Source organism: Stenotrophomonas nitritireducens, from assembly GCF_001431425.1.
In the GTDB taxonomy this organism is placed as follows: domain Bacteria; phylum Pseudomonadota; class Gammaproteobacteria; order Xanthomonadales; family Xanthomonadaceae; genus Stenotrophomonas; species Stenotrophomonas nitritireducens.
Genome location: NZ_LDJG01000007.1, coordinates 107687 through 128119, shown reverse-complemented (window position 1 = coordinate 128119; position 20433 = coordinate 107687). Strand labels below are relative to the sequence as shown.

Genomic DNA, 20433 nt, shown 5'->3' with positions numbered 1-20433 from the left:
CCCGCTCCCGCAGGCGGGGCAAACCCGAGCCCTGCCGCATGCCGCGATCCGGTTTCCCGGCCGCGGCCAAGCCTGCTCGAAGATGCATGCAGCGGATCTGCGGAGGCAGGGCCCGCCGCGCCGGCCTACAACGGCAGGCGATGGACGATGAAATTCACCATGTTCTCCATCGCTCCTGGATCGACATTGCCCAGGCCGACCACCACGTAGCCTGGTCCGGGCAACACCGCCAGGGCGGCGTTGGCGCCTGGCGCCCCGCCTTCATGCCCGTACTGCCGCGCCTGGCCCTCGCCGCCCACCATGAAGCCATGGCCGTACCATCCCTTGTGGTTCTGCGGCGACGTCGCCGTCGCCAGCGACGCCGGCGAAACAAGCCGGCCAGCGCGCAGAGCCTCGACGAATTTCAGCATGTCCTCGACCGTGCTGTAACCGCCACCGGCGGACGTACCCCGCCATGGCAACGTCCGGGTTTCCGGCACCCAACGGCCCTCGACCCGGGTGTAGGCCACCGCCCGCCCGGGCACCGGCGACGACTCCGGCTCCGCCCCCGTCGAATCCATGCCGGCGACACGGTAAATGTGCTCGCCGACATAGTCGTAGTAGGACTGCCCGCTCACCGCCTCGATGATCGATCCGAGCAGGATGTAACCGTAGTTGGAATACCCGTCCTCGCTTCCCGGCGCGGCGCTCGACGGTTCGTTGCCGGCCAGGCTCCAATAGTCCCGCAATGTCCGCAGCGATTGCGAACGCCTCTCGAACTCCTCGCCGAAGATGTCGCCCAGCCCGCTGGTGTGGTTGAGCAGCTGCCGCACCGTGATCTTTCCGGCCACCGCCTGATCCGGATAATCCGGCAGATGCGTGGCGACGCTGTCGTCCAGCGACAGCCTGCCCGCTTCCTGCAGTTGCAGGATCGCTACCGCCGTGAACATCTTGTTCAACGACGCCAATCGAAACCGGGTCGCCCCGTCGACCCCGATCTTCCGCTCCCTGTCCGCCTGCCCGCCCTGCCAGCGCAGCAGGATTTTCCCGTCCTTGGCCACGAGCAGCGCACCGGACAGCGTGTCGTCATCCCGGGCCGAATCCAGCCGCCGCCGGCTCTCGGCCAGCAGCACCGGCAACGGCAGGCGCCGCGGCTGGAATTCGGCCGGCAGTTCCATGCCCTCGAGCTGGAACCGGCTGACATCGGCCGGGCTCGCGGGATCGACCTCCAGGCTCGCCAGCACACCGCGATCGGTCGATTCGGAAAGCAGCATCGCCTGCATCGAGTGCGTGCTGCTGGATTTGATTCCCAGCAAACGGAAACGGCCCATCGCTTCGCGCAGGTCGAGATCGCGCTGGGCATCGCGGCCGCCCTTGTGATCCGCAACAAACGCCTGCAGGCCATCGCGGTCTCCGGCATTGAATGCGGCCAGCCAGAGCCCGAAAACCTGTTCGGCATGGCTGGCCGGAGCGTGTTCCCCGGCATGCGCGCCAATCGACAGACAGAGCATCAAAAATCCCAGGAGCACTCTCACGCTCGTCACACCCTCTCCGTTGGCCAGACGCAACCGCAAAGTGCAGGCACGCCATGCCGGAACCCATCGCAGGCCGCGACCGGATCCGGCCAGCGTCCTGGTCGATCTATCGCGGCGGCCTGCCGCGCAGCAGGCTCACCGCGAAGCCGGCCACGGCCAGCGCGCCGGCCACCAGCACGGCCCACAGCACCAGGTTCTTCCAGTCGCGCGCGGGGGCCGCCGGCGCATAGGCCTTGTTGCCCGCGCGCACCGCGCTTTCGCCGAGGCTGGCGGCCGCCGGTTGCCACTGCGCGCCGTTGCGGGCGCGCAGGGCCGCCAGCATCGGCTCCAGGTTGCTCTCGCGCACGCCGGCGCGCGCATTGCCGGCCACCAGCAGGTACGGCGCGCGCCCCTGGGCGAGGAACACCACGCTGCCCGGCCGGTAGCCCAGCTTCAAGGCCGGCGCCGGCGTGCCGGCCACCGCCGGTTCGGCCTGCAGCTGCCAGTCGCGGTCGCTGGTTTCCCGCCCCAGTTCCAGCGGCGCCGAGGCCTGCCGGCGTTCGCCTTCCTGCAGCGTCCAGGTGTTCCAGCCGCTGGCGCGCGCCTGCCAGGCCTGTGCGGCATCGGCCACCTTGCGGTCGGCGTCGCTGCTGGAAACATTCCACGACACCGCGGTGTTTGCCGGCATCGCCACGTCCAGCCGCTGCACCGGGAAACGCCCCTGCATCCGGTAACGGAAACGGGCCGGCACATTGGTGTCGGGCGCGGAAGCGGCCAGCTCGATCCACTGCCAGTCGTTCGTGCCCGCGTCGCCGGCCAGTTCGCCCCGCAGCGCGCGCAGCGGCGGCGCGCCTTCGCGCTGCAGCGGCACCAGCCGCAGGTAACGCAGCGTCGTGGACAGCACGACGCGGTCGCTGCTCAGCTGCCGTCCCTGGTTGCGCAGGCGCACCAGCCGCACTTCCGGGTCGAGCACCTGCCAGCGGCGCAGGTCGTCGCTGCCTTCCAGCCGATAGCCCAGGTCCAGCGCCGTCGGTTCGCCTTCCCATTCCACGCGCAGCGCCTGCACCTGCCCGGCCTGCCGGCCCAGGTCCACCAGCCACGATGGATCGCCCTTGGCCGCGCCCGCCGAGCCCGGCGAATTGCGCACCGAGACCACGTTGCCGCCGGCATCGCGCTGCACCACCACGCTCAGGTCCCCACCCGCCGTCGTGGCGGCGCTGGCGGGCAAGGCGAACCAGTCCAGCGCCACCTGCCGCGCCGGCCCGGCGGTCGGCATGGCCGCGGCCTGCACCGCACTGGCCATCGGCCTGCCGTCGGCGTCGATCACCTGCACATCGCGCAGGTCGCGCCAGTACGCGGCGCGGTAAACCCCCTCATCCAGCACGACGCGGTAGGCGCCGGCGTCGCCCTGGGCCAGCTGCAGCGGCCATTGCGCCGCGAAATCGTCGGCGGCCTGCGCCGTCAGTGGCAACAGCGCCATCCACCACAGACGCTTGATCATGCGGAAGCTTCCTCTCGTTGCGTAGCGTTGCCGCTCTTGCGCGGCGGCGCCGGGGCCAGCCAGCCAACCAGCGTGCACAACAGCCCATAGGCGATGAAAGCGCCGATGCCCAGCAGGTCACCGAGGTTGCCGCGGTCGATCAGCAGCAGCTTGGCCAGCACCACGGCCATCAGGATCGCGCCGGCCAGCCACAGCCCCCATTGCCCGCGCCGCGAGCCGCTCACCCAGCCGATCACGCCGAGCAGGCTCCACACCACGGTCAGGCTGGTCTGCGCCAGGCTGGTGTCGATCAAGCGGCCGTCCCAGCCGATGCCGCCCCAGTGGTGCACGGCGCGCAGGGTGATGGTGCTGACCAGCACCAACGCCGCCAGCGGCAGCAGGCCCAGGCGCAGCCCGGCCAGGCGCGGGCGCGCGTCGGCGGACCACAGGCACATCGCCGCCAGCAGCAGCGCGGCCAGCTGCGCCAGGTCCAGCGGGTTGAGCAGCGCGATCCATGGCAGCGGCGCCGCGGCGCCGGCGCTGGCCAGCGACACCAGCCACCACAGGCCCAGCACGGCGAAGGTCGCCGCCTGCAGGATCGGCCGGTAGCGGTCGAACGCCACGCCCAGCGGTCGCGCCAGCCAGTGCCAGCGGCGGAGCGACAGCGCCGCCAGCAGCAGCCACGGCAGCGCCAGCAGCATGCCGACCCAGCCGCCGGCCAGTTCGAAACGCTTGCCCAGGTGCCAGGACAGCAGCGACAACACCGTCGGCCACAGCAGCCACCAGGCCAGCTGCGCGGGGCCGGCGATGGCATCGCCCGCCGAACGCAGGCACAGCAGGCTGCGCACGCCCAGTGCGGCGAACAGCGGCCAGGCCCAGGCGCCGTGGCCGGCGAACGGCTGGCCATGCTCGGCCACCTGCATGAAGGCCAGCGGGAACGCCAGCACGAAGCCGCCCAGGGTGGTCAGCGACAGCGCCAGTGCCGGACGCCGCCGGTGCACCTCGGCCGCCAGCCAGCCGGTGACGCCCAGCAGCAGCAGCATGCCGTGCAGGACGCTGCGCGGCTCCACGAAGCGCGCGATCTCGGTGCCGGCGTTGCCCAGCCACCAGGCCAGGGCCCAGGCGTAGGCGATCACCGCCACCGGCCGGTTGCCCGCACCGCGGTACAGCCAGGCACTGGCGAAGGCGGCCAATGCGATCAGCAGCGCGCCCATGAAGACCGCATTGGCGACTGCGAACTCCACGCCGCCGCGGATGGCATGGGCGCCGTCGATGCCCACCGCCAGCGCGAACGCCGCGGCCAGCTGCAGGCCGATGCCGGTCCAGCGCGCCAGCCGGCGCTGCTGCACCAGGCCCAGCCAGACCAGGCCGGCGCCTTCCAGCGCGAACACCGAAGCGGTGGCCTTGGCCGACAGCGCCAGCGGCACCGCCAGCGTGGCGAAACCCACCGCGAGGATGGCGTAGCCCTGGGCCAGCAGATGCAGGCGCTCGCGCCCCAGCAGCGCGCGCGCCAGCACCGCGTAGAGCAGGGCCACGCCGAGTGCGCACAGCGCCAGCGGCATGCGCTCGCCCTGCAGCAGCCCGGCCTGCAGCGAGAACGCCACCAGCGGCGTGCCGAACAGCAGGCAACCGTCGATGCGCGCGCCGCCCGGCGTCGCCGCCCGGCGCGCATACAGCAGCGGCAGCAGCAGGTAGAACGCAAAGAACAGCAGCAGGAACGGCTCGGTGCTGGCGAACTTGGCCGGCGTGTAGTCCAGCACGCCCCAGAGCGTGCCGATGCCCCAGGTGAAGGCGAAGCCGAGCAGGTTGAGGATGCGCCACGGCCGCACCCAGGCGATGGCGAAGATGCCGGCGTTGAGCAGGGCGTAGTACGAGAACAGGGCGACGTGGTTGCCACCGCCGTCGGACAGCCAGACCGGCGCCATGAACCCGGCCAGCACGCCGAGGATGGCCAGCGTGCGTGACTCCTGCAGCACCGCCATCACGCACAGCCCGGCGATCAGCACCACGCTGACCGCGAACGCCGGCCCGGGGCCGAGCACGCCGTAGTTCCTGGTCGCGGCGAACACGGTCAACAGCAGCACGCCGATGGCGCCGCCCTGCAGGGCCAGGGCGAAGGCGCGATGGCTCTCGCGCTTGCGCCAGGCGAACACCAGCCCGGCCAGCGCGGCCGCGCTGATGCCGGCCAGGCGCAGCTCGATCGGCAGGCGCAGCCAGCCCTGGTCGCTGACGTACTTGAGCAGCGCCGCCACGCCGGCCAACAGCACCAGCATGCCGACCTTGACCGGCACGTTGCCGCTGGTGAACCACTGTTTGACGCGTTCCACGCCACGCTCGATGACGTTCGGCCCGGCCGGCGCCGCCGGTTCCGGCCCGCGCGCGGGTGCGCTGTGGACCGACGGCGGTGGAACCGGCTCCGGCAGAGGCGGCAGCACGGGCACGACGACGGGCCGCACCGGCTCAGCGGCCTCCCGCACGGGCCCAGGCCCGGGAACGATGGGCGAAGGCTCGAACGCCTCCCTCTCCGGTATGGGTTCCTGCCCTGCAGATGGCCGGATCTCCTCGGCCACAGGCGCGCCCGTCCGCCCTTGTCGCGCGAGCGAAGCTTCCAGCGCGGCCAGGCGCCGCTTGAGCGAGGACACCGATACCAAGGCCATGACCAGCAGCACCGGTACCGCCAACGCCACTGCCACCACCAGCAATCCCAAGAGCACAAACGCGCCGCCGTCCATTCCTCATCCTTGTCACCGGGAGGTGCGGCACCACCTTATCCACGCTCCGCGGAAACGCAAGGTATCCATGACGCTGGATGGCGCCTGGCGGAGCCCGGTCGGTAATGCCCCAGCGGGGCTTTGCCCCGCTCTACAAAACGCGGATCGTGGCGGCTCTGTAGCGCCGGGCAACGCCCGGCGGGGCTTGCCCGGTAATGCCCCAGCGGGGCGATGCCCCGCTCTACGAAACGCGGATCGCGGCGGCTCTGTAGCGCCGGGCAACGCCCGGCGGGGCTTGACCGGTAATGCCCCAGCGGGGCGGTGCCCCGCTCTACGAAACGCGGATCGTGGCGGCTCTGTAGCGCCGGGCGACGCCCGGCGGGGCTTGCCCGGCAATGCCCCAGCGGGGCGGTGCCCCGCTCTACGAAACGCGGATCGCGGCGGCTCTGTAGCGCCGGGCGGCGCCCGGCGGGGCTTGTCCGGTAATGCCCCAGCGGGGCGATGCCCCGCTCTACAAGAGGCGGATTACAGTCGCGACACAGGGCAAAAAGAAGGGCGCCATCGGCGCCCTTCCTTCAACCAAACGCAACGGGCCGATCAGGCCGCGATCACGCGCACCATTTCCAGGCACTTGTTGGAATAGCCCCACTCGTTGTCGTACCAGCTGACCAGCTTGACGAAGGTCGAGTCCAGCGCGATGCCGGCTTCGGCGTCGAACACGGAGGTGTGGGTCTCGCCGCGGAAATCGGTGGCCACGACCTTGTCCTCGGTGTAGCCCAGCACGCCCTTCAGCGCGCCTTCGCTCTGCGCCTTCACTTCGGCGCAGATCTCGGCGTAGGTCGCCGGCTTCTCCAGCTCGACGGTCAGGTCGACCACCGACACGTCCGAGGTCGGCACGCGGAAGCTCATGCCGGTCAGCTTCTTGTTGAGTTCCGGGATCACCACGCCGACGGCCTTGGCCGCGCCGGTGGAGGACGGAATGATGTTCTCCAGGATGCCGCGGCCGCCGCGCCAGTCCTTGTTGGAGGGGCCGTCGACGGTCTTCTGGGTCGCGGTGGCCGCGTGCACGGTGGTCATCAGGCCGCGCTTGATGCCCCACTTGTCGTTGATGACCTTGGCCAGCGGGGCCAGGCAGTTGGTGGTGCACGAAGCGTTGGAGATGATCGCCTGGCCGGCATAGGTCTTGTGGTTGACGCCGAACACGAACATCGGCGTGTCGTCCTTGGACGGGGCCGACAGCAGCACCTTCTTGGCGCCGGCATCGATGTGCTTCTGCGCGCTGGCCTTGTCCAGGAACAGGCCGGTGGATTCGATCACCACGTCCACGCCCACCTCGTCCCACTTCAGGTTGGCCGGATCGCGCTCCTGGGTCAGGCGGATCTTCCTGCCATTGACCAGCAGGTGGCCGCCGTCGACGGCCACGTCGGCCTTGAAGCGGCCGTGCACGGAGTCGTACTTGAGCATGTAGGCCAGGTAGTCCGGCTCCAGCAGATCGTTGATGGCAACGATCTCGATGTCGTTGCCGAAGTTCAACACCGCCGAACGCAGCACATTGCGTCCGATGCGACCGAAACCGTTGATGCCGACCTTGATTGCCATGTTCACGAACTCCTGCGGCCGCAGACTGCTGCGGCGGGGGTGGAAAGGGACCGGCATTGTAGCAGCCGGGCCCGTCTGGCTGGCCCGGGCCCCGCTACGCCGCACATGACGAAAGCGGCGCCGGGACATGGGCAAAACCATGAACGCACTCTGAGCGCGGACATCCGTTTGATCCGGATCAAGGCGGGCACCAGGCACGCGGCGGAGACTGGCCACATCCTCACCAAGCAATGGAAACGCACCATGCGCAAGACCCCCGCCCTGCTGCTGTCCAGCCTCGCCGCCGCCCTGACGCTGGCCGCCTCCCCCGCCATGGCGCAGTCCAAGGGCGACTGGACCCTGGGCGTCGGCGTGCACAACGTCGATCCCAAGTCCAGCGCAGGCGACCTCAACGGCTCGGCCCTGGGCCTGGGCGCCCTGCCGACCAAGGTGGACAGCAGCGTGCGTCCGACCGTGACGTTCGAGTACTTCGTCGCCGACAACGTGGGCCTGGAAGTGCTGGCCGCTCTGCCGTTCCAGCACGACATCAGCATCGACGGCGTGGGCAAGGTCGGCCGCACCAAGCAGCTGCCGCCGGTGGTCTCGCTGCAGTACCACTTCGCCAACAGCAGCAAGGTCACCCCGTTCGTCGGCCTGGGCGTGAACTACACCAAGTTCTTCAGCACCGACAGCAAGGGCGCGCTGACCGGCACCAAGCTCAAGCTGGAAGACTCGTGGGGCCTGGCCGCGCATGCGGGCCTGGACTTCGCGCTGACCGAAAAGGACGCGCTGCGCGTGGACCTGCGCTGGGCCGACATCGACACCAAGGTCAAGGTGAACGGCAACAAGCTCGGCACCGCCAACATCGACCCGCTGGTGTACGGCGTGGCCTACGTCCGCAAGTTCTGACCCGGCCTTCCCCCGGTACCGCGGGGTAAGCAGGTTCCCAGGGCCTGTTCATGACCCGTCGCGAGCCAAGCGCGGCGGGATCATGGGCAGGCCCGCCACTTTCGGCACATGGCCGGAACGGTGCGGCGGCTAGAATGCCGCGATGAAAATCCGCGCCCGCATTCCCTCTGTCCTTTCCGGCATCGTCCTGGCTGCATCCACCCTGGTGTCCACACCGGCGTTCGCCTGGGGCGCGCAGGGCCACCGCCTGGTCGCGCGCCTCGCCGAAGCGCGTCTGGATCCCGCCGCGAAGGCGGAAGTGGACCGCCTGCTCGCCACCGAGCCCGGCGACACCCTGGCCAACATCGCCCCCTGGGCCGACCAGCTGCGCGCCGAAGACCCCGACCTGGGCAAGCGTTCGGCCGGCTGGCACTACGTCAACATGGCCGAGGACGGCTGCGTCTACGACCCGCCGAAGCATTGCCGCGATGGCGACTGCGTGATCGAGGCGCTGAAGGCGCAGAGCGCGCGCCTGGCCGACCGCAGCCTTTCCGATGCCGAGCGCCTGCAGGCGCTCAAGTTCGTCGTGCACCTGGTCGGCGACATGCACCAGCCGATGCATGCCGGCTACGGCCACGACAAGGGCGGCAACACCTACCAGCTGCAGTTCAACGAGCGCGGCACCAACCTGCACTCGCTGTGGGACAGCGGCATGTTCTATGCGCTGCAGCTGGACGACGACCAGTACCTGCAGCGCCTGCAGGCGCTGCCAGCCCCCACCGGCATCGGCGCGCCGCAGCTGCAGCGCGATGCCACGGCATGGGCAGAGCAGAGCTGCCGCATCGCCACGCGCGAAGGCGTCTACCCGCCGGGGCACAAGGTCGACGAAGCGTATGCCAGCGTCTGGCGCCCGGTCGCCGAGGCACAGCTGCGCCTGGCCGGCGAACGCCTGGCGGCGCTGTTGAACGAGTTGCTGGATACCCCGCAGAAGCCCCACTGACGCCGCGGCGCCGGGCATCGCCCGGCCGGGGTTTCATCGGTGCAGCTCCTGCGGGGCGATGCCCCGCTCTACGGGGATGCCCCGCACCGCAGGCTCACTGCGGCGTGCTGCCGACCCGCACGCGCGCCTGTCCCTGCACGATCTCGAACGTGAACGCATAGGGCAACGTCACCGGAACCTCCTCCACCCGCGCGGCACCGGCGCAGTCGCCCGCTGCGGCCGGGGCGGTACCGGGGGCGAAGTGGCAGATCGCCGCCGGCGCGAAGCGCCATCGCCGCACGGCATCGCCCGCGGCCTGCAGCAGATGGCCGTTATCCGCGTCGCCGCCAGCACCGCACTGGCTGTGCGCCAGCAGCGGGAAACTGCGCTGCACCAGCCCCTGCTCGTCGACGACGACATTCAGGCACACCGTCACCGGCGGCATCGATTGCCGGCCCTGCAGGGTCGGCAGTTCCGGCGGTGGCGCATGCACCGGCGCGGGCATGCGGAAGACTTCGCGCGCCGACAGTGCATACGGCTGTACCTCCCCGCCCTGCCCACCGCCGCTCTCCGCCACAAGCAGGCGCTGGCCGATGTTGTAGCTGCTGTCCGCAACGTCTTGGGTGGCGGCGGGGCGCGTCGCGCAGCCGGTCGCCACCAGCAGCAGGCACAACGCGCACAACGGAACCGCTGCCGGCTGGCGCCGCATCAGGAAGTGCTCTCCTCGGTCGTGGTGGTCGTTTCGTCCATCGCGAAGCGCACCGGCACGCGCACCTGGCCGGCAACGGCCTTGCCATCCTTGTAGGCCGGAACGAACTTCCACTGACGGGCCGCGTCCATCGCCGCTTCATCCAGATCCGCATGTCCCGAACTGCGATCGACCACCACGCCTGTGGCCGTTCCATCGGCCGCGACATCGACTTTCAGCACCACCTCGCCGGTGTTCATGCTCGGCGGATAGCGCGGCGGCGGCATGTCGGCGAATCCCGGCGTGCGCGCCGGCGCATCCGCCGGCTCCACGCCAACGCGCGCCCGCGCCGCAGGATCCTGGACGGCGGCCATGGCGCCGGCCTGCATGCCGAGGTCGGCAACGACCGCTTCCATCTTGAACAATGAATCTCCGTCCTTCGTCCTGGCATGCATGCGCGCAGTACCGTCGATCTCCACCACCAGCCGCGGCGCCGTGATGATCAGCCTGCCTTCGCGGAGGGTGCCGGACAGCGCGACGTGTGCGGCGTACAGCGGCTCCACCTTGAACTCGCCCGTCCACGTGTGGCCAGCCGGCGTCTCCATGGAGAACGCGAACGGCTTGCCCGCATGCTCACGCACTTCGAAATCGCGCGCCTGGCCATCCACCTCCAGCCGCAGCTTCACGCTGTAATAGGCGGCATCCGCGCCGCTCTTCTGCACCTGCGCCGGCTGCGCGGCCCAGGCCGCATAGCCCAGGCCCGACGACAACCCCAGCGACAACAACACCATCGCGAGCCACTGCTTTTTTCCCGGCACCGGACGCTTCAACATGGCGATACGCTCCTTCAACGGATGAGGGTGTTGCCAGTGACAGCCCACCGGCAGCGGTGACAGCGCCAGCCCGGTCTTGAGCATGGCGTTGCCATAACTGCGGCGTGCGCCACCGCCCTGGGCGATGACGCGCTCGTCGCAGGAAAGTTCCTGGTCCTCGCGGCAGCGGCGCACCGCCAACGGCAGCAGCGGGTTGAACCAGTGCAGGCATTGCATCGCCGCCAGCAGCGCGTTGACCACGGTGTCGCCGCGGCGCAGATGCACCTGTTCGTGCAACAGCACGAGCTGCCGCTCGCCGGTGGTATAGCGATGCTCGAAATCCGCCGGCAGCACGATGCGCGGCCGCCACAGGCCGACGACCGCCGGCAGGCCCGCGCTGCCGCGCGCCTGCCAGACGCCATCCTCGCGGCGCCGCAGCGGCCCCAGCCCGCGCACGAAATGGCGCTGCTGGTACCGCAGCCGCGCCGCCATCGCCAGCGCACCGGCCAGCCAGGCCGCGACCAGCAGCAACGACCAGGGCAATGCCGGCAGGCCCGTTCCGGCCGTGGAGGCGGCCACCGGCATCGCCGCGTCGATGGCCACCATCGGCAGCACCGCCATGCGCGGTGCCGGCAGCAGCACGCCCAGCAGTGCCGCCGGGACCGCCAGCCACAGCAGATAGGCCGCGCTGGCACCCAGCCAGCGCCGCACCACGCCGCGCAGCATCAGCACCACGGCCATCGCCATGCCGCCGGCCAGCGCGGTCGCCAGCAAGGCACGCATGAATTCAGGGCTGGTCATCGTCGAGCTCCTCCAGCAGCCGGCGCAGTTCGGCCACGTCGTCGCGGCTCAGCTTCCGGTGCTGGCTGAAATGCGCCACCAGCGGCGCGACGCGCCCGTCGAACAGGCGCTCGAGCAGGCTGCTGCTCTCCTCCAGCAGCCATGCGTCGCGCTGCACCAGCGGCGCGTACAGATAGCGCCGGCCCTCCTTCGCCGCGCTGATCGCGCCCTTGTTGAGCAGGCGGTTGAGCAGGGTCTTGATGGTGGCCTCGGCCCAGTCGTTGCGCCCGGCCAGGCGCGCCATCACGTCCTCGGCGGCAAGCGGATGCGCCTCCCACAGGACCTCCATCACCACCGCTTCGGCTTCGCTGATCCGGATCATCGTTTACGCTCGTAATTTTTATCGATTACATGAGTAAACGGAGCGCCTGTCAAGCGTCCCGACCGCGGCTTCATCGCCCGGATGCTGTAATGCCGCCTTCCTGGAACAACGCACCTGCCATGCCCGACCATGTGACCGATCCCGATGCCGCCGCGGCGTGGCTGCTGGCCCGTGTCGAAGGGCCGCTGCGCATCGGCGCGCCGCTGGCGCTGGGAAAACCACACCGGCTGCTCAATGCGCTGTATGCCCGGATCGAGCGGGATCCCTCGCGCCCACTGCAGCTGTACACCGCGCTTTCGCTCGATCCGCCCCACGCCGGCGGCAATGACCTGCAGGCGCGCTTCCTGCGCCCGTTCGTCGAGCGACACTTCGGCGCCGACTTTCCGCGCCTGGCCTATGCGCAGGCGGTCGCGCGCGACGCCCTGCCCGCGCATGTGCAGGTGGAAGAGTTCTACATGCAGTCCGGCGCGCTGCTCGGCTCTTCGCAGGCGCAGCGCGCCTATACCAGCCTCAACTACACCCAGGCCGCCGACGCGGTGGCGCAGCGCGCGCCGCACGCCATCGTGCAGAAGGTGGCCGCGTGCGAAGGCAGCGCGCGGCTGTCGCTGTCCTGCAACAACGACATCACCCAAGACACGCTGGATGCCATCGCCGCGCGCGGCCTGCCGCGCCCGCTGCTGATCGCCGAGATCGACCCGGAACTGCCGTGGCTGGGCGGCACCGCCACGGTGGACGCGGCGTTCTTCGACCTGGTGCTCACCCCGCCCGGCCCGTATCCGAAACTGTTCGGCCTGCCCCGGCAGCCGGTCAGCGATGCCGACTACGCCATCGGCCTGTACGCCAGCGCGCTGGTGCGCGACGGCGGCACCCTGCAGATCGGCATCGGCGCGCTGGCCGACGCGCTAAGCCATGCGCTGGTGCTGCGCCATACCGACAACGTCCGCTACCGCCAGATCCTGCGCGCACTCGACCCGACACTGGAGGACCACCCGCTGGTGCGCGAGATCGGCGGACTGGAGCCGTTCGCGACCGGCCTGTTCGGTTGCAGCGAAATGCTCAACGAGGGCTTCCGCAAGCTGGTGCAGAGCGGCGTGATCCGTCGCAAGGTGCACGACGACCTGGGGCTGATGCAGCGCCTGGCCAACGGCAGCGCCTACACCGCCGACCATGCGCGGCTGGCCGAGGAAGGACAATACCTGCACGGCGCGTTCTATCTCGGCTCGCCGGCGTTCTACGACTGGCTGCGGCACCTGCCGGAGGACGAGCGCCGCGCCATCGGCATGCGCCGCATCAGCGAGATCAACCAGATCTACGGCGGCGACGAGACCCTGCAGCGGCTGCAGCGCCGCCAGGCGCGCTTCTTCAACTCCTGCATGATGGCCACCGCGCTCGGCGCGGCGGTGTCCGACGCGCTGGACGATGGCCGCGTGGTGTCCGGCGTCGGCGGCCAGCACGACTTCGTGGCGATGGCGCACGCGCTGCCGGATGCGCGCAGCGTCCTCATGTTCCGCGCCCTGCGCGAAGGTGCCGGGAACCCGCGTTCCAACATCCGCTGGAACTACGGCCACACCACCATTCCCCGCCACCTGCGCGACCTCTTCATCGACGAATACGGCATCGCCGACCTGCGCGGCATGACCGACGAGGACTGCGTGATCGCGATGGCCGGCATCACCGACGCCGCCTTCCAGGCGCCCCTGCTGGAACAGGCGAAGGCGGCGAAGAAACTGGAGCGCGGCTTCAGCGCGCCCGCCCACTGGCAGCGCAACCGCGCCGGTGTGCGGGCCGCCGCGCTGGCGCCGTTCCGCCGCGACGGCAGCCTGCCCGACTACCCGCTGGGCAGCGATTTCACCCCGGTCGAACAGGATCTGCTGCGCGCGCTGACCTGGTTGAAGGCCAGCACCGGCAGCGTCGGCGGCAAGCTGCGCACCGTGTTCGCCGCCCTGTTGCAGCGCGCCGGCGACAACGACGCCATGTACCTGCAGCGCATGGAACTGGAGCGGCCGGCGGGTTTCAGCGAGTGGCTCGACGCGCGCCTGCTGCGCCTGGCACTGGCGCGCACGGCGCGGGCCTGAGCACCGACGCTCAGGCGCCCGCGGCGTCCGGATCGTGCTGCAGGATGTTCACCAGCTTGCCGAACGGATCGCGCACGAAGAAGCGGCGCACGCCCCATGGTTCGCGCGCCGGCCCGTATTCGATGGCGATGCCGGCGGCGCGGATGCGCGCAAGCGCTTCGGCCAGATCGTCGACCTCCACCGACAGATCCGGCACCGGCGTCCCCGATCCGCCCTCGACGGCGAAACTCAACTGCGGGATCATGCGCGACGCTGCCGCATAGGTGCGGATCCAGCCATGATCCATGACCGGCTCCAGCCCGAGGATCGCGTGGTAGAACGCGTCGGCCGCGGCCGGTTCGCCGGTATGGATGTTGGCGACGATGCGCTTCACTTTCATCGGATTCTCCACGGTGCGCGCTATTGCCCCGCCGGCGGCTCCCACAGCTCGACCTTGTTGCCTTCCGGGTCGATGACCCAGCCGAACTTGCCCTGCTCCGAGGTTTCGATTCCGTCCACGACGTTGCAGCCTTCGGCACGGAGCACCGGCAGCAGCGCATCGAGATCGGCGACGCGGAAGTTGACCATGAACGAGGCGGTGCCCGGCGCCATGTAGGTCGTGTCGGCGGCGAACGGGCTCCAGATCGTCATGCCCGGCGCACTGCCCTCGCCGCCCCACGGGAAGACCGCGCCATTCCAGCCGGCGACATCGAGCCCGAGATGATCGCGATACCAGGCCGCCAGTGCGGCCGGGTCCTTCGCCTTGAAGAAGATGCCGCCGATGCCGGTCACGCGTTTCATTGTTGGTCTCCGGATGGCCCCCATGCAGGCAGCCTGGATCGGAAACCCACGATGGGCTTCCGGCATCGGGATGCTCGCATGCCCGGAACAAGGGAACCAGCGCGCCCAGGAAGAAGTGCTTCCCGACTTGATCGCAAAGAAAGCGGCGCGCAAGGCCGCCGGCATATGCAGCTCTGTAGCGCCGGGCACCGCCCGGCGAGGCTTTCCTAGTGAGGCCTCAGCGGGGCGTTGCCCCGCTCTACATGGGGGGTGAAGTCGCGGTGACTCTGTAGCGCCGGGCACCGCCCGGCGGGGCTTGGCCGACAATGCCCCCAGCGGGGCGCTGCCCCGCTCTACAGGCCAGGTGGTGATAGGCCGACAAGGAAAAGGCCGGGGAATCCCCGGCCTTTTCCGCTTCGCAACGCTGTCGCGCGTTACTTGGCCAGCTGCGCCCTGGCTGCGGCGACCACCGCTTCGGTGGTGATGCCGAAGTGCTGGTACAGCTTGTCGGCCGGGGCCGAGGCACCGAAGGTATCCAGGCCGATCACCGCGCCGTCCAGGCCCACGTACTGGCGCCAGAAACCGGTGACGCCGGCCTCCACCGCCACGCGGGCACGCACGGCATTGGGCAGCACCGATTCGCGGTAGGCCGCGTCCTGGCGGTCGAACACGTTGGTGGACGGCATCGACACCACGCGGGTCTTGATGCCGGCCGCGTCCAGTTCGGCCTTGGCGGCCATGGCCAGGCCCACTTCCGAGCCGGTGCCGATCAGGATCACGTCCGGCGTGCCGGCGGCATCGGCCAGCACGTAGCCGCCGCGCTCGATCTGCTTGACCTGCTCGGCGCTGCGCTGCTGCGGCGCCAGGTTCTGGCGGCTGAAGATCAGGCAGCTCGGGTTGTCCCTGCGCAGGATCGCCGCCTTCCAGCTCACCGCCGATTCGGCGGCATCGCACGGACGCCACACATCGTTGTTGGGGATGTAGCGCAGCGAGGAGACGTGCTCGACCGGCTGGTGGGTCGGGCCGTCCTCGCCCAGGCCGATGGAGTCGTGGGTGAACACGTGGATGACCTGCGCCGGGATCAGCGCGCTCATGCGCAGCGCGTTGCGGGCATAGTCACTGAACACCAGGAAGGTGGCGTCGAACGGCAGGAAACCACCGTGCAGGGCCAGGCCGTTGGCGATGGCGCTCATGCCGAACTCGCGCACGCCGTAGTGCACGTAGTTGGCCTGCGGGTCGTCGCCGACCACGGTATGCGCGCCCTTCCACAGGGTCAGGTTGGAACCGGCCAGGTCGGCCGAGCCGCCGATGATTTCCGGCAGCAGCGGTGCGAAGGCCTGGATGGCGTTCTGCGAGGCCTTGCGCGAGGCGATGTTCGGCGCTTCGGCCTGCACCTGGGCGATGTAGGCATCGGCCTGGGCAATGAAGTCGGCCGGCAGCTCGCCGTGCGAGCGGCGGGTCAGCTCCTCGGCTTCGGCCGGGAACTGCGCGGCGTACTTGTCGAACAGCTGCTCCCACTCGGCCTGGCGCAGGGTGCCGGTGCCGCCGGCGCGCCAGCCGGCGTAGATCTCTTCCGGGATCTCGAACGGGCCATACGGCCAGTCCAGCGCCTTGCGGGTGGCTTCCAGCTCGTCCTTGCCCAGCGGTGCGCCGTGGCTGGACTCCTGGCCGGCCTTGTTCGGCGAACCGAAACCAATGGTGGTCTTGCAGCAGATCAGGGTCGGCTTGTCGAACTGCGACAGCGCCGCGTCGATGCCGGCCTTGATGCTTTCCGGATCATGGCCGTCGACGCCGCGCACCACGTTCCAGCCGTAGGACTCGAAGCGCGCCGGGGTGTCGTCGGTGAACCAGCCTTCCACTTCACCGTCGATGGAGATGTTGTTGTCGTCCCAGAAGCAGACCAGCTTGCCCAGGCCCCAGGTGCCGGCCAGTGAGGCGGCTTCGTGGGAGATGCCTTCCATCAGGCAGCCGTCGCCCATGAACACCCAGGTGCGGTGGTCGACGACTTCGAATTCGGGGCGGTTGTAGCGCTGCGCCAGCAGCTTCTCGGCCAGCGCGAAACCCACGGCGTTGGCCAGGCCCTGGCCCAGCGGGCCGGTGGTGGTTTCCACGCCCGGGGTTTCATGGCGCTCCGGGTGGCCCGCGGTCTTGCTGCCGAGCTGGCGGAAGGCCTTGAGCTGCTCGATCGGCAGGTCGTAGCCGCTCAGGTGCAGCAGCGCGTACTGCAGCATCGAACCATGGCCGTTGGACAGCACGAAGCGGTCGCGGTTGAACCACTTCGGGTTGTTCGGATTGTGGCGGAGATAGTCGTTCCAGAGCACTTCGGCGATGTCGGCCATGCCCATCGGCATGCCGGGGTGGCCGGAGTTGGCGGCTTGCACCGCATCGGCGGCGAGGAAACGGATGGCGTTCGCCAACTGGCGGCGGGTGGGCTGCGTCATGGTTCGTCGGGTCGGGAGGCTCCCGCGGAGCTGCGGGCGGCCCATTGTCCCACAGAGCACCGGGCAGGTCAGGCCATGTCCGCCTGCGGCACAGGCAAGCCGCGCCTGCTTCCGGAACGGCGAAGGCCGCCCAGGGGCGGCCTTCGTGCGGCTCCGGCTTGCGGCCGGCTCAATGATGGCCGGCGTTGTCCGGAACTTCCGGCACCTCGTCGTCGGTCACGCCGCTGCGGTGCGAGACCACCACGGCGGTGGCCAGGTCGCCGGTGACGTTGAGCGAGGTGCGGCACATGTCCAGGAACGTGTTGACGCCCAGGATGATGCCGATGCCTTCGGGCTTGATGCCGATGATGCCGCAGATCATCGCGATCACCGGCAGCGAGCCGGACGGGATGCCGGCGGTGCCGATGCCGCCGAGGATGCACAGCAGCAGCACCATCAGCTGCTGCGGCATGCCCAGGTGCAGGCCATAGACCTGCGCCAGGAACAATACGGTGATGCCCTCGAACAGCGCGGTGCCGTGGTGGTTGGCCGAGGCGCCGACGGTCAGCACGAAACGCGAGACCTTGCGCGGCAGCTTCAGGTTCTCCTCGGCCACGCGCAGGGTCACCGGCAGGGTCGCCGACGAGGAGGCGGTGGCGAAGGCGGTCAGCGTGGCTTCCTGGGTACCGCGGAAGAAGGTGCGCACCGGCATTCCGCCGAGCAGCCGCACCCATAGCGGCAGGACCACGAAGCCATGGATCGCCAGCGCGAGCAGTACGGTGACCACGAACCACATCAGGCTCTGGATCACGTCCCAGCCCAGCCGCGCGGTCAGGTTGAACATGAAGGCCGCCACCGCGAACGGCGCCAGCTTGATGAACATGCCGATCAGGTGCATGCACACCTCGAACAGGCCCTGCACGGCGTTCTTGAACGCCGTGGTGCCGGCGGTCGGCTTCATCACCAGGCCGATGCCGATCATCAGCGCGAAGAACACGATGCCCAGCTTCTTGCTGTCGTCGCCCATCGCATTGACGATGTTGTGCGGCACGATGTTGACCAGCAGGTCCATCAGCCGCAGTTCGTTGCCCTTGCTGATGATCTCGCCGGTCTTGGCGTTGCTCATCGCCTGCTCGACCAGGGCCGGGTCCATGTGCGTGCCCGGCTGCAGCAGGTTGACGCAGAGCAGGCCGATGCCGACCGCCAGCGCGGTCACCACCGCGGTGTAGTTCAGCGTTTTCCAGCCCAGGCGGCCCAGCGAGGCGATGTCGCCCAGCTCGGCCACGCCCAGCACCAGCGCCGAGAACATCAGCGGCACCACCAGCATGAACAGCAGGTTGAGGAAGATCTGCCCGAATGGCTGGGTGACGTAGTCGATGGTGGTCTTCACCCAGGCCGCGTCGGCCGCGGTGGCGTGTGCGACCAGGCCCACGATCGTGCCCAGCATGAACCCAAGCAGCACCTTGATGTGCAACGGCATGGAGGGTTTCCTTGGCGCTTGGGCGTTGGGCATGCGTCGGTACTCGCGGGCGAAAGGTCGCGTAGCTTAACAAAAGCTGCACACCGGCCACCCCTGCCATATGGGCCAGTTCCCTCCGCGCCGGCATCGCCTCGTTTGCCGCGCGGGTGCGCGCCCGGTTGCCCGGCGCCATCGGCGCGTACCGGCCAGCGGAGGCGCCTTCGACAGGAAAGGATCAGCTGGATCTGCGGCCGGGATAGAGCGGCGGCAACGGCCCTGGCGGCGCTTCTTCGTCCGTCCGCCAGGAAGGCCCACCGCTGAATGCCGCGCGCAGCGCGGTCCGTGCCGCAGTTCCGTTGCCATCGGCCCAGCGCGCGCGGCGCAGCGCATCCAGCGCCTCGCGCTGCGCGGCATTGCCCAGGCGCGCAGCCAGCGCGTCCAGGTCGGCGACCGGGGGACGGGCCATGCCACGCAGCGCCTGCTCGACGTCGTCCAGATCGCCGGTATCCAGCGCGCGTTTGAGATCGGCCAGCGAATGCGTGGCCGTGCCCGTGGCGGGACGCCCGGCGTCGTTTCCTGCCGGCAGGTCGCGGCGCGGCGCCGCACGCCGGCGGGCCAGCGCCCAGACCAGGGTCGCCAGCCACAGCAGGGCGAATCCCGCCGCCAGCAGCGGCCACGGCATCTTCGGCAGACTGCGGCCGCCCTGCAGCGCGATCGCGCCATCGCCGGACTGCGGCGCGGGCGCCGGGACGAGGGCGGTATCCGGCACGACGGGCGGCGGCATCGCAGCCGCGGTCCCCGGCGCCACCGGCAGGCTCAGGTCGGGCAACGCGACGGTCCTGGCCTCGGCGGCGCGCACGTCCCACCAGCGCAGGCGGATGCCGGGCACCACCAGGGTGCCGGACTGCTGCGGCACGATGGAATAGCGGCGCGTCAGCTTCAGTTGCGGGCCGTTGCCATCGAAGGTCTCGTCGTACTGGACCGGTTCGGCGAATACCTGCGCGGCGTCGCCGAGCGCGGGCACCGGCAGGTCCGGGAACTGAGCGCGCGTGGCGCCGACGGCGGTGGCCTCCACTTCCAGGGTCGCCGCCTCGCCGACCCGCGCCGACTGCGGCGCGGCGGTGTAGCGCAGGCGCAGATCCTTCAGCGGCAGCCAGGGCTGCGGCGCGGCATCGGGCACGGCGCGCACCTGCAGGGTCTGGTCCGGTGCGCGCGCGCTGAGCGCGCCGTTGCCGCGCCCGAAGACATCGTCGAAGAAGCCGCCGGCACCGCGGCCGCTGAAGCGCGCGCCTTCCAGCCGCAGCGGGCCGCTGCGCTCGGGGATCAGCAGGAAACGCCGTTCGACCACGTTGTAGCGGCGGCCGCCGACTTCGCGCGACGAGCTGCGGTCCTGGCCCACGCGCTGCAGCGAGGCGGAGGCGGGCGTCGCCAGGTCCAGTTCGCCCGACGCCAGCTGGGTCGCGAAATACAGCCGCACCACCACGCCAACGCTCTGCTGCACGTAGGGTTGCGGGTCGTCGACTTCGGTTTCCACGAAGGCCGCCGCATCGCCGGCGCGGCTGGCCACCGGCGCGGCCTCGACCGTCAGCCGCAGCGGCTGGGTCTGCGTCGCGCCGACGCGCAATGGCGGCACGTCCAGCACACCGCTGCGGCGCGGGCTGAGCACGACGCCGAACAGCGCGGTATTGCTGACGCTGCCGTTGACCATGCGCGTCTGTCGCCCGCTGGTGCGCCCGCCCAGCGCGAAATCGGCCTGCAGCGGCGTGTAATCCGGCGCCGCGCCGGCCTGGTCGGTCTCGATGTTGAGGGTGACCACGCCGCCTTCGCCGATGTGGTCGCGATCCAGCCACGCGCGGGTCTGCGCCTGCACGCCGGCGGCGCTGGCCAGCAACGCGAACAACCACACCATCATCAGAACGCTTCGCCGCT

General features: G+C 70.0%; 14 protein-coding genes and 1 pseudogene. 3 read left to right on the top strand and 12 right to left on the bottom strand.

Going from position 1 to position 20433, the window contains the following annotated elements; all coding sequences use genetic code 11:
• Positions 1-125: 125 nt before the first annotated feature.
• From ABB22_RS06385 to gap, 4 genes are all read right to left on the bottom strand, one after another.
• The gene (locus ABB22_RS06385) at positions 126-1508 is read right to left on the bottom strand and encodes a serine hydrolase domain-containing protein (RefSeq protein ID WP_244481331.1); all 1383 of its coding nucleotides are present in this window, start codon (positions 1506-1508) and stop codon (positions 126-128) included.
• A gap of 112 nt (positions 1509-1620) precedes the next feature.
• The gene (locus ABB22_RS06380; protein ID WP_055771541.1) at positions 1621-2994 is read right to left on the bottom strand and encodes a DUF3999 domain-containing protein; all 1374 of its coding nucleotides are present in this window, start codon (positions 2992-2994) and stop codon (positions 1621-1623) included.
• The gene (locus ABB22_RS06375; protein WP_055771544.1) at positions 2991-5705 is read right to left on the bottom strand and encodes a DUF2339 domain-containing protein; all 2715 of its coding nucleotides are present in this window, start codon (positions 5703-5705) and stop codon (positions 2991-2993) included. The genes ABB22_RS06380 and ABB22_RS06375 overlap by 4 nt, the downstream gene beginning before the upstream one ends.
• Positions 5706-6281: 576 nt before the next feature.
• A complete protein-coding gene (gene gap, locus ABB22_RS06370) occupies positions 6282-7283 on the bottom strand; it encodes a type I glyceraldehyde-3-phosphate dehydrogenase (protein WP_055771930.1) in 1002 nt (333 codons plus the stop codon).
• A gap of 243 nt (positions 7284-7526) precedes the next feature.
• Between gap and ABB22_RS06365 the strand changes: the two genes are divergently transcribed.
• Positions 7527-8171, top strand: coding sequence for an OmpW/AlkL family protein (locus tag ABB22_RS06365; protein ID WP_055771933.1), 645 nt, complete (start codon positions 7527-7529; stop codon positions 8169-8171).
• 142 nt (positions 8172-8313) lie between these two features.
• Positions 8314-9150, top strand: coding sequence for a S1/P1 nuclease (locus ABB22_RS06360; protein ID WP_082443720.1), 837 nt, complete (start codon positions 8314-8316; stop codon positions 9148-9150).
• A gap of 94 nt (positions 9151-9244) precedes the next feature.
• On the opposite strand, the gene ABB22_RS06355 is transcribed toward ABB22_RS06360, so the two are convergent.
• The 3 genes and pseudogenes from ABB22_RS06355 to ABB22_RS06345 form a co-directional block, all read right to left on the bottom strand.
• The gene (locus ABB22_RS06355; protein WP_055771548.1) at positions 9245-9838 is read right to left on the bottom strand and encodes a hypothetical protein; all 594 of its coding nucleotides are present in this window, start codon (positions 9836-9838) and stop codon (positions 9245-9247) included.
• A gap of 35 nt (positions 9839-9873) precedes the next feature.
• Positions 9874-11430 (bottom strand): annotated as a pseudogene (locus tag ABB22_RS06350) (TonB family protein); the annotation flags it as partial.
• On the bottom strand, positions 11417-11791 hold the full coding sequence (locus ABB22_RS06345) for a BlaI/MecI/CopY family transcriptional regulator (protein ID WP_055771552.1): 375 nt from the start codon (positions 11789-11791) through the stop codon (positions 11417-11419). The gene ABB22_RS06345 and the pseudogene ABB22_RS06350, both read right to left, overlap by 14 nt.
• A 119-nt stretch (positions 11792-11910) precedes the next feature.
• Between ABB22_RS06345 and ABB22_RS06340 the strand changes: the two genes are divergently transcribed.
• Complete coding sequence (locus ABB22_RS06340) at positions 11911-13866, top strand: acetyl-CoA hydrolase/transferase C-terminal domain-containing protein (RefSeq protein ID WP_055771555.1); 1956 nt, start codon at positions 11911-11913, stop codon at positions 13864-13866.
• 10 nt (positions 13867-13876) lie between these two features.
• Here the strand turns inward: ABB22_RS06340 and ABB22_RS06335 are convergent, their stop codons facing one another.
• The 5 genes from ABB22_RS06335 to ABB22_RS06315 all read right to left on the bottom strand — a co-directional run bounded on the left by ABB22_RS06335 (position 13877) and on the right by ABB22_RS06315 (position 20416).
• Positions 13877-14245: a VOC family protein gene (locus ABB22_RS06335; protein ID WP_055771559.1), complete on the bottom strand. Its 369-nt coding sequence runs from the start codon at positions 14243-14245 to the stop codon at positions 13877-13879.
• A gap of 20 nt (positions 14246-14265) precedes the next feature.
• Positions 14266-14646, bottom strand: coding sequence for a VOC family protein (locus ABB22_RS06330; RefSeq protein WP_055771564.1), 381 nt, complete (start codon positions 14644-14646; stop codon positions 14266-14268).
• 413 nt (positions 14647-15059) lie between these two features.
• Positions 15060-17066, bottom strand: coding sequence for a transketolase (gene tkt / locus ABB22_RS06325; protein WP_055771567.1), 2007 nt, complete (start codon positions 17064-17066; stop codon positions 15060-15062).
• Between the two features lie 169 nt (positions 17067-17235).
• Positions 17236-18558: a dicarboxylate/amino acid:cation symporter gene (locus tag ABB22_RS06320; RefSeq protein WP_055771570.1), complete on the bottom strand. Its 1323-nt coding sequence runs from the start codon at positions 18556-18558 to the stop codon at positions 17236-17238.
• Positions 18559-18739: 181 nt separating this feature from the next.
• On the bottom strand, positions 18740-20416 hold the full coding sequence (locus tag ABB22_RS06315) for a BatD family protein (protein ID WP_425477786.1): 1677 nt from the start codon (positions 20414-20416) through the stop codon (positions 18740-18742).
• Positions 20417-20433 lie beyond the last annotated feature (17 nt).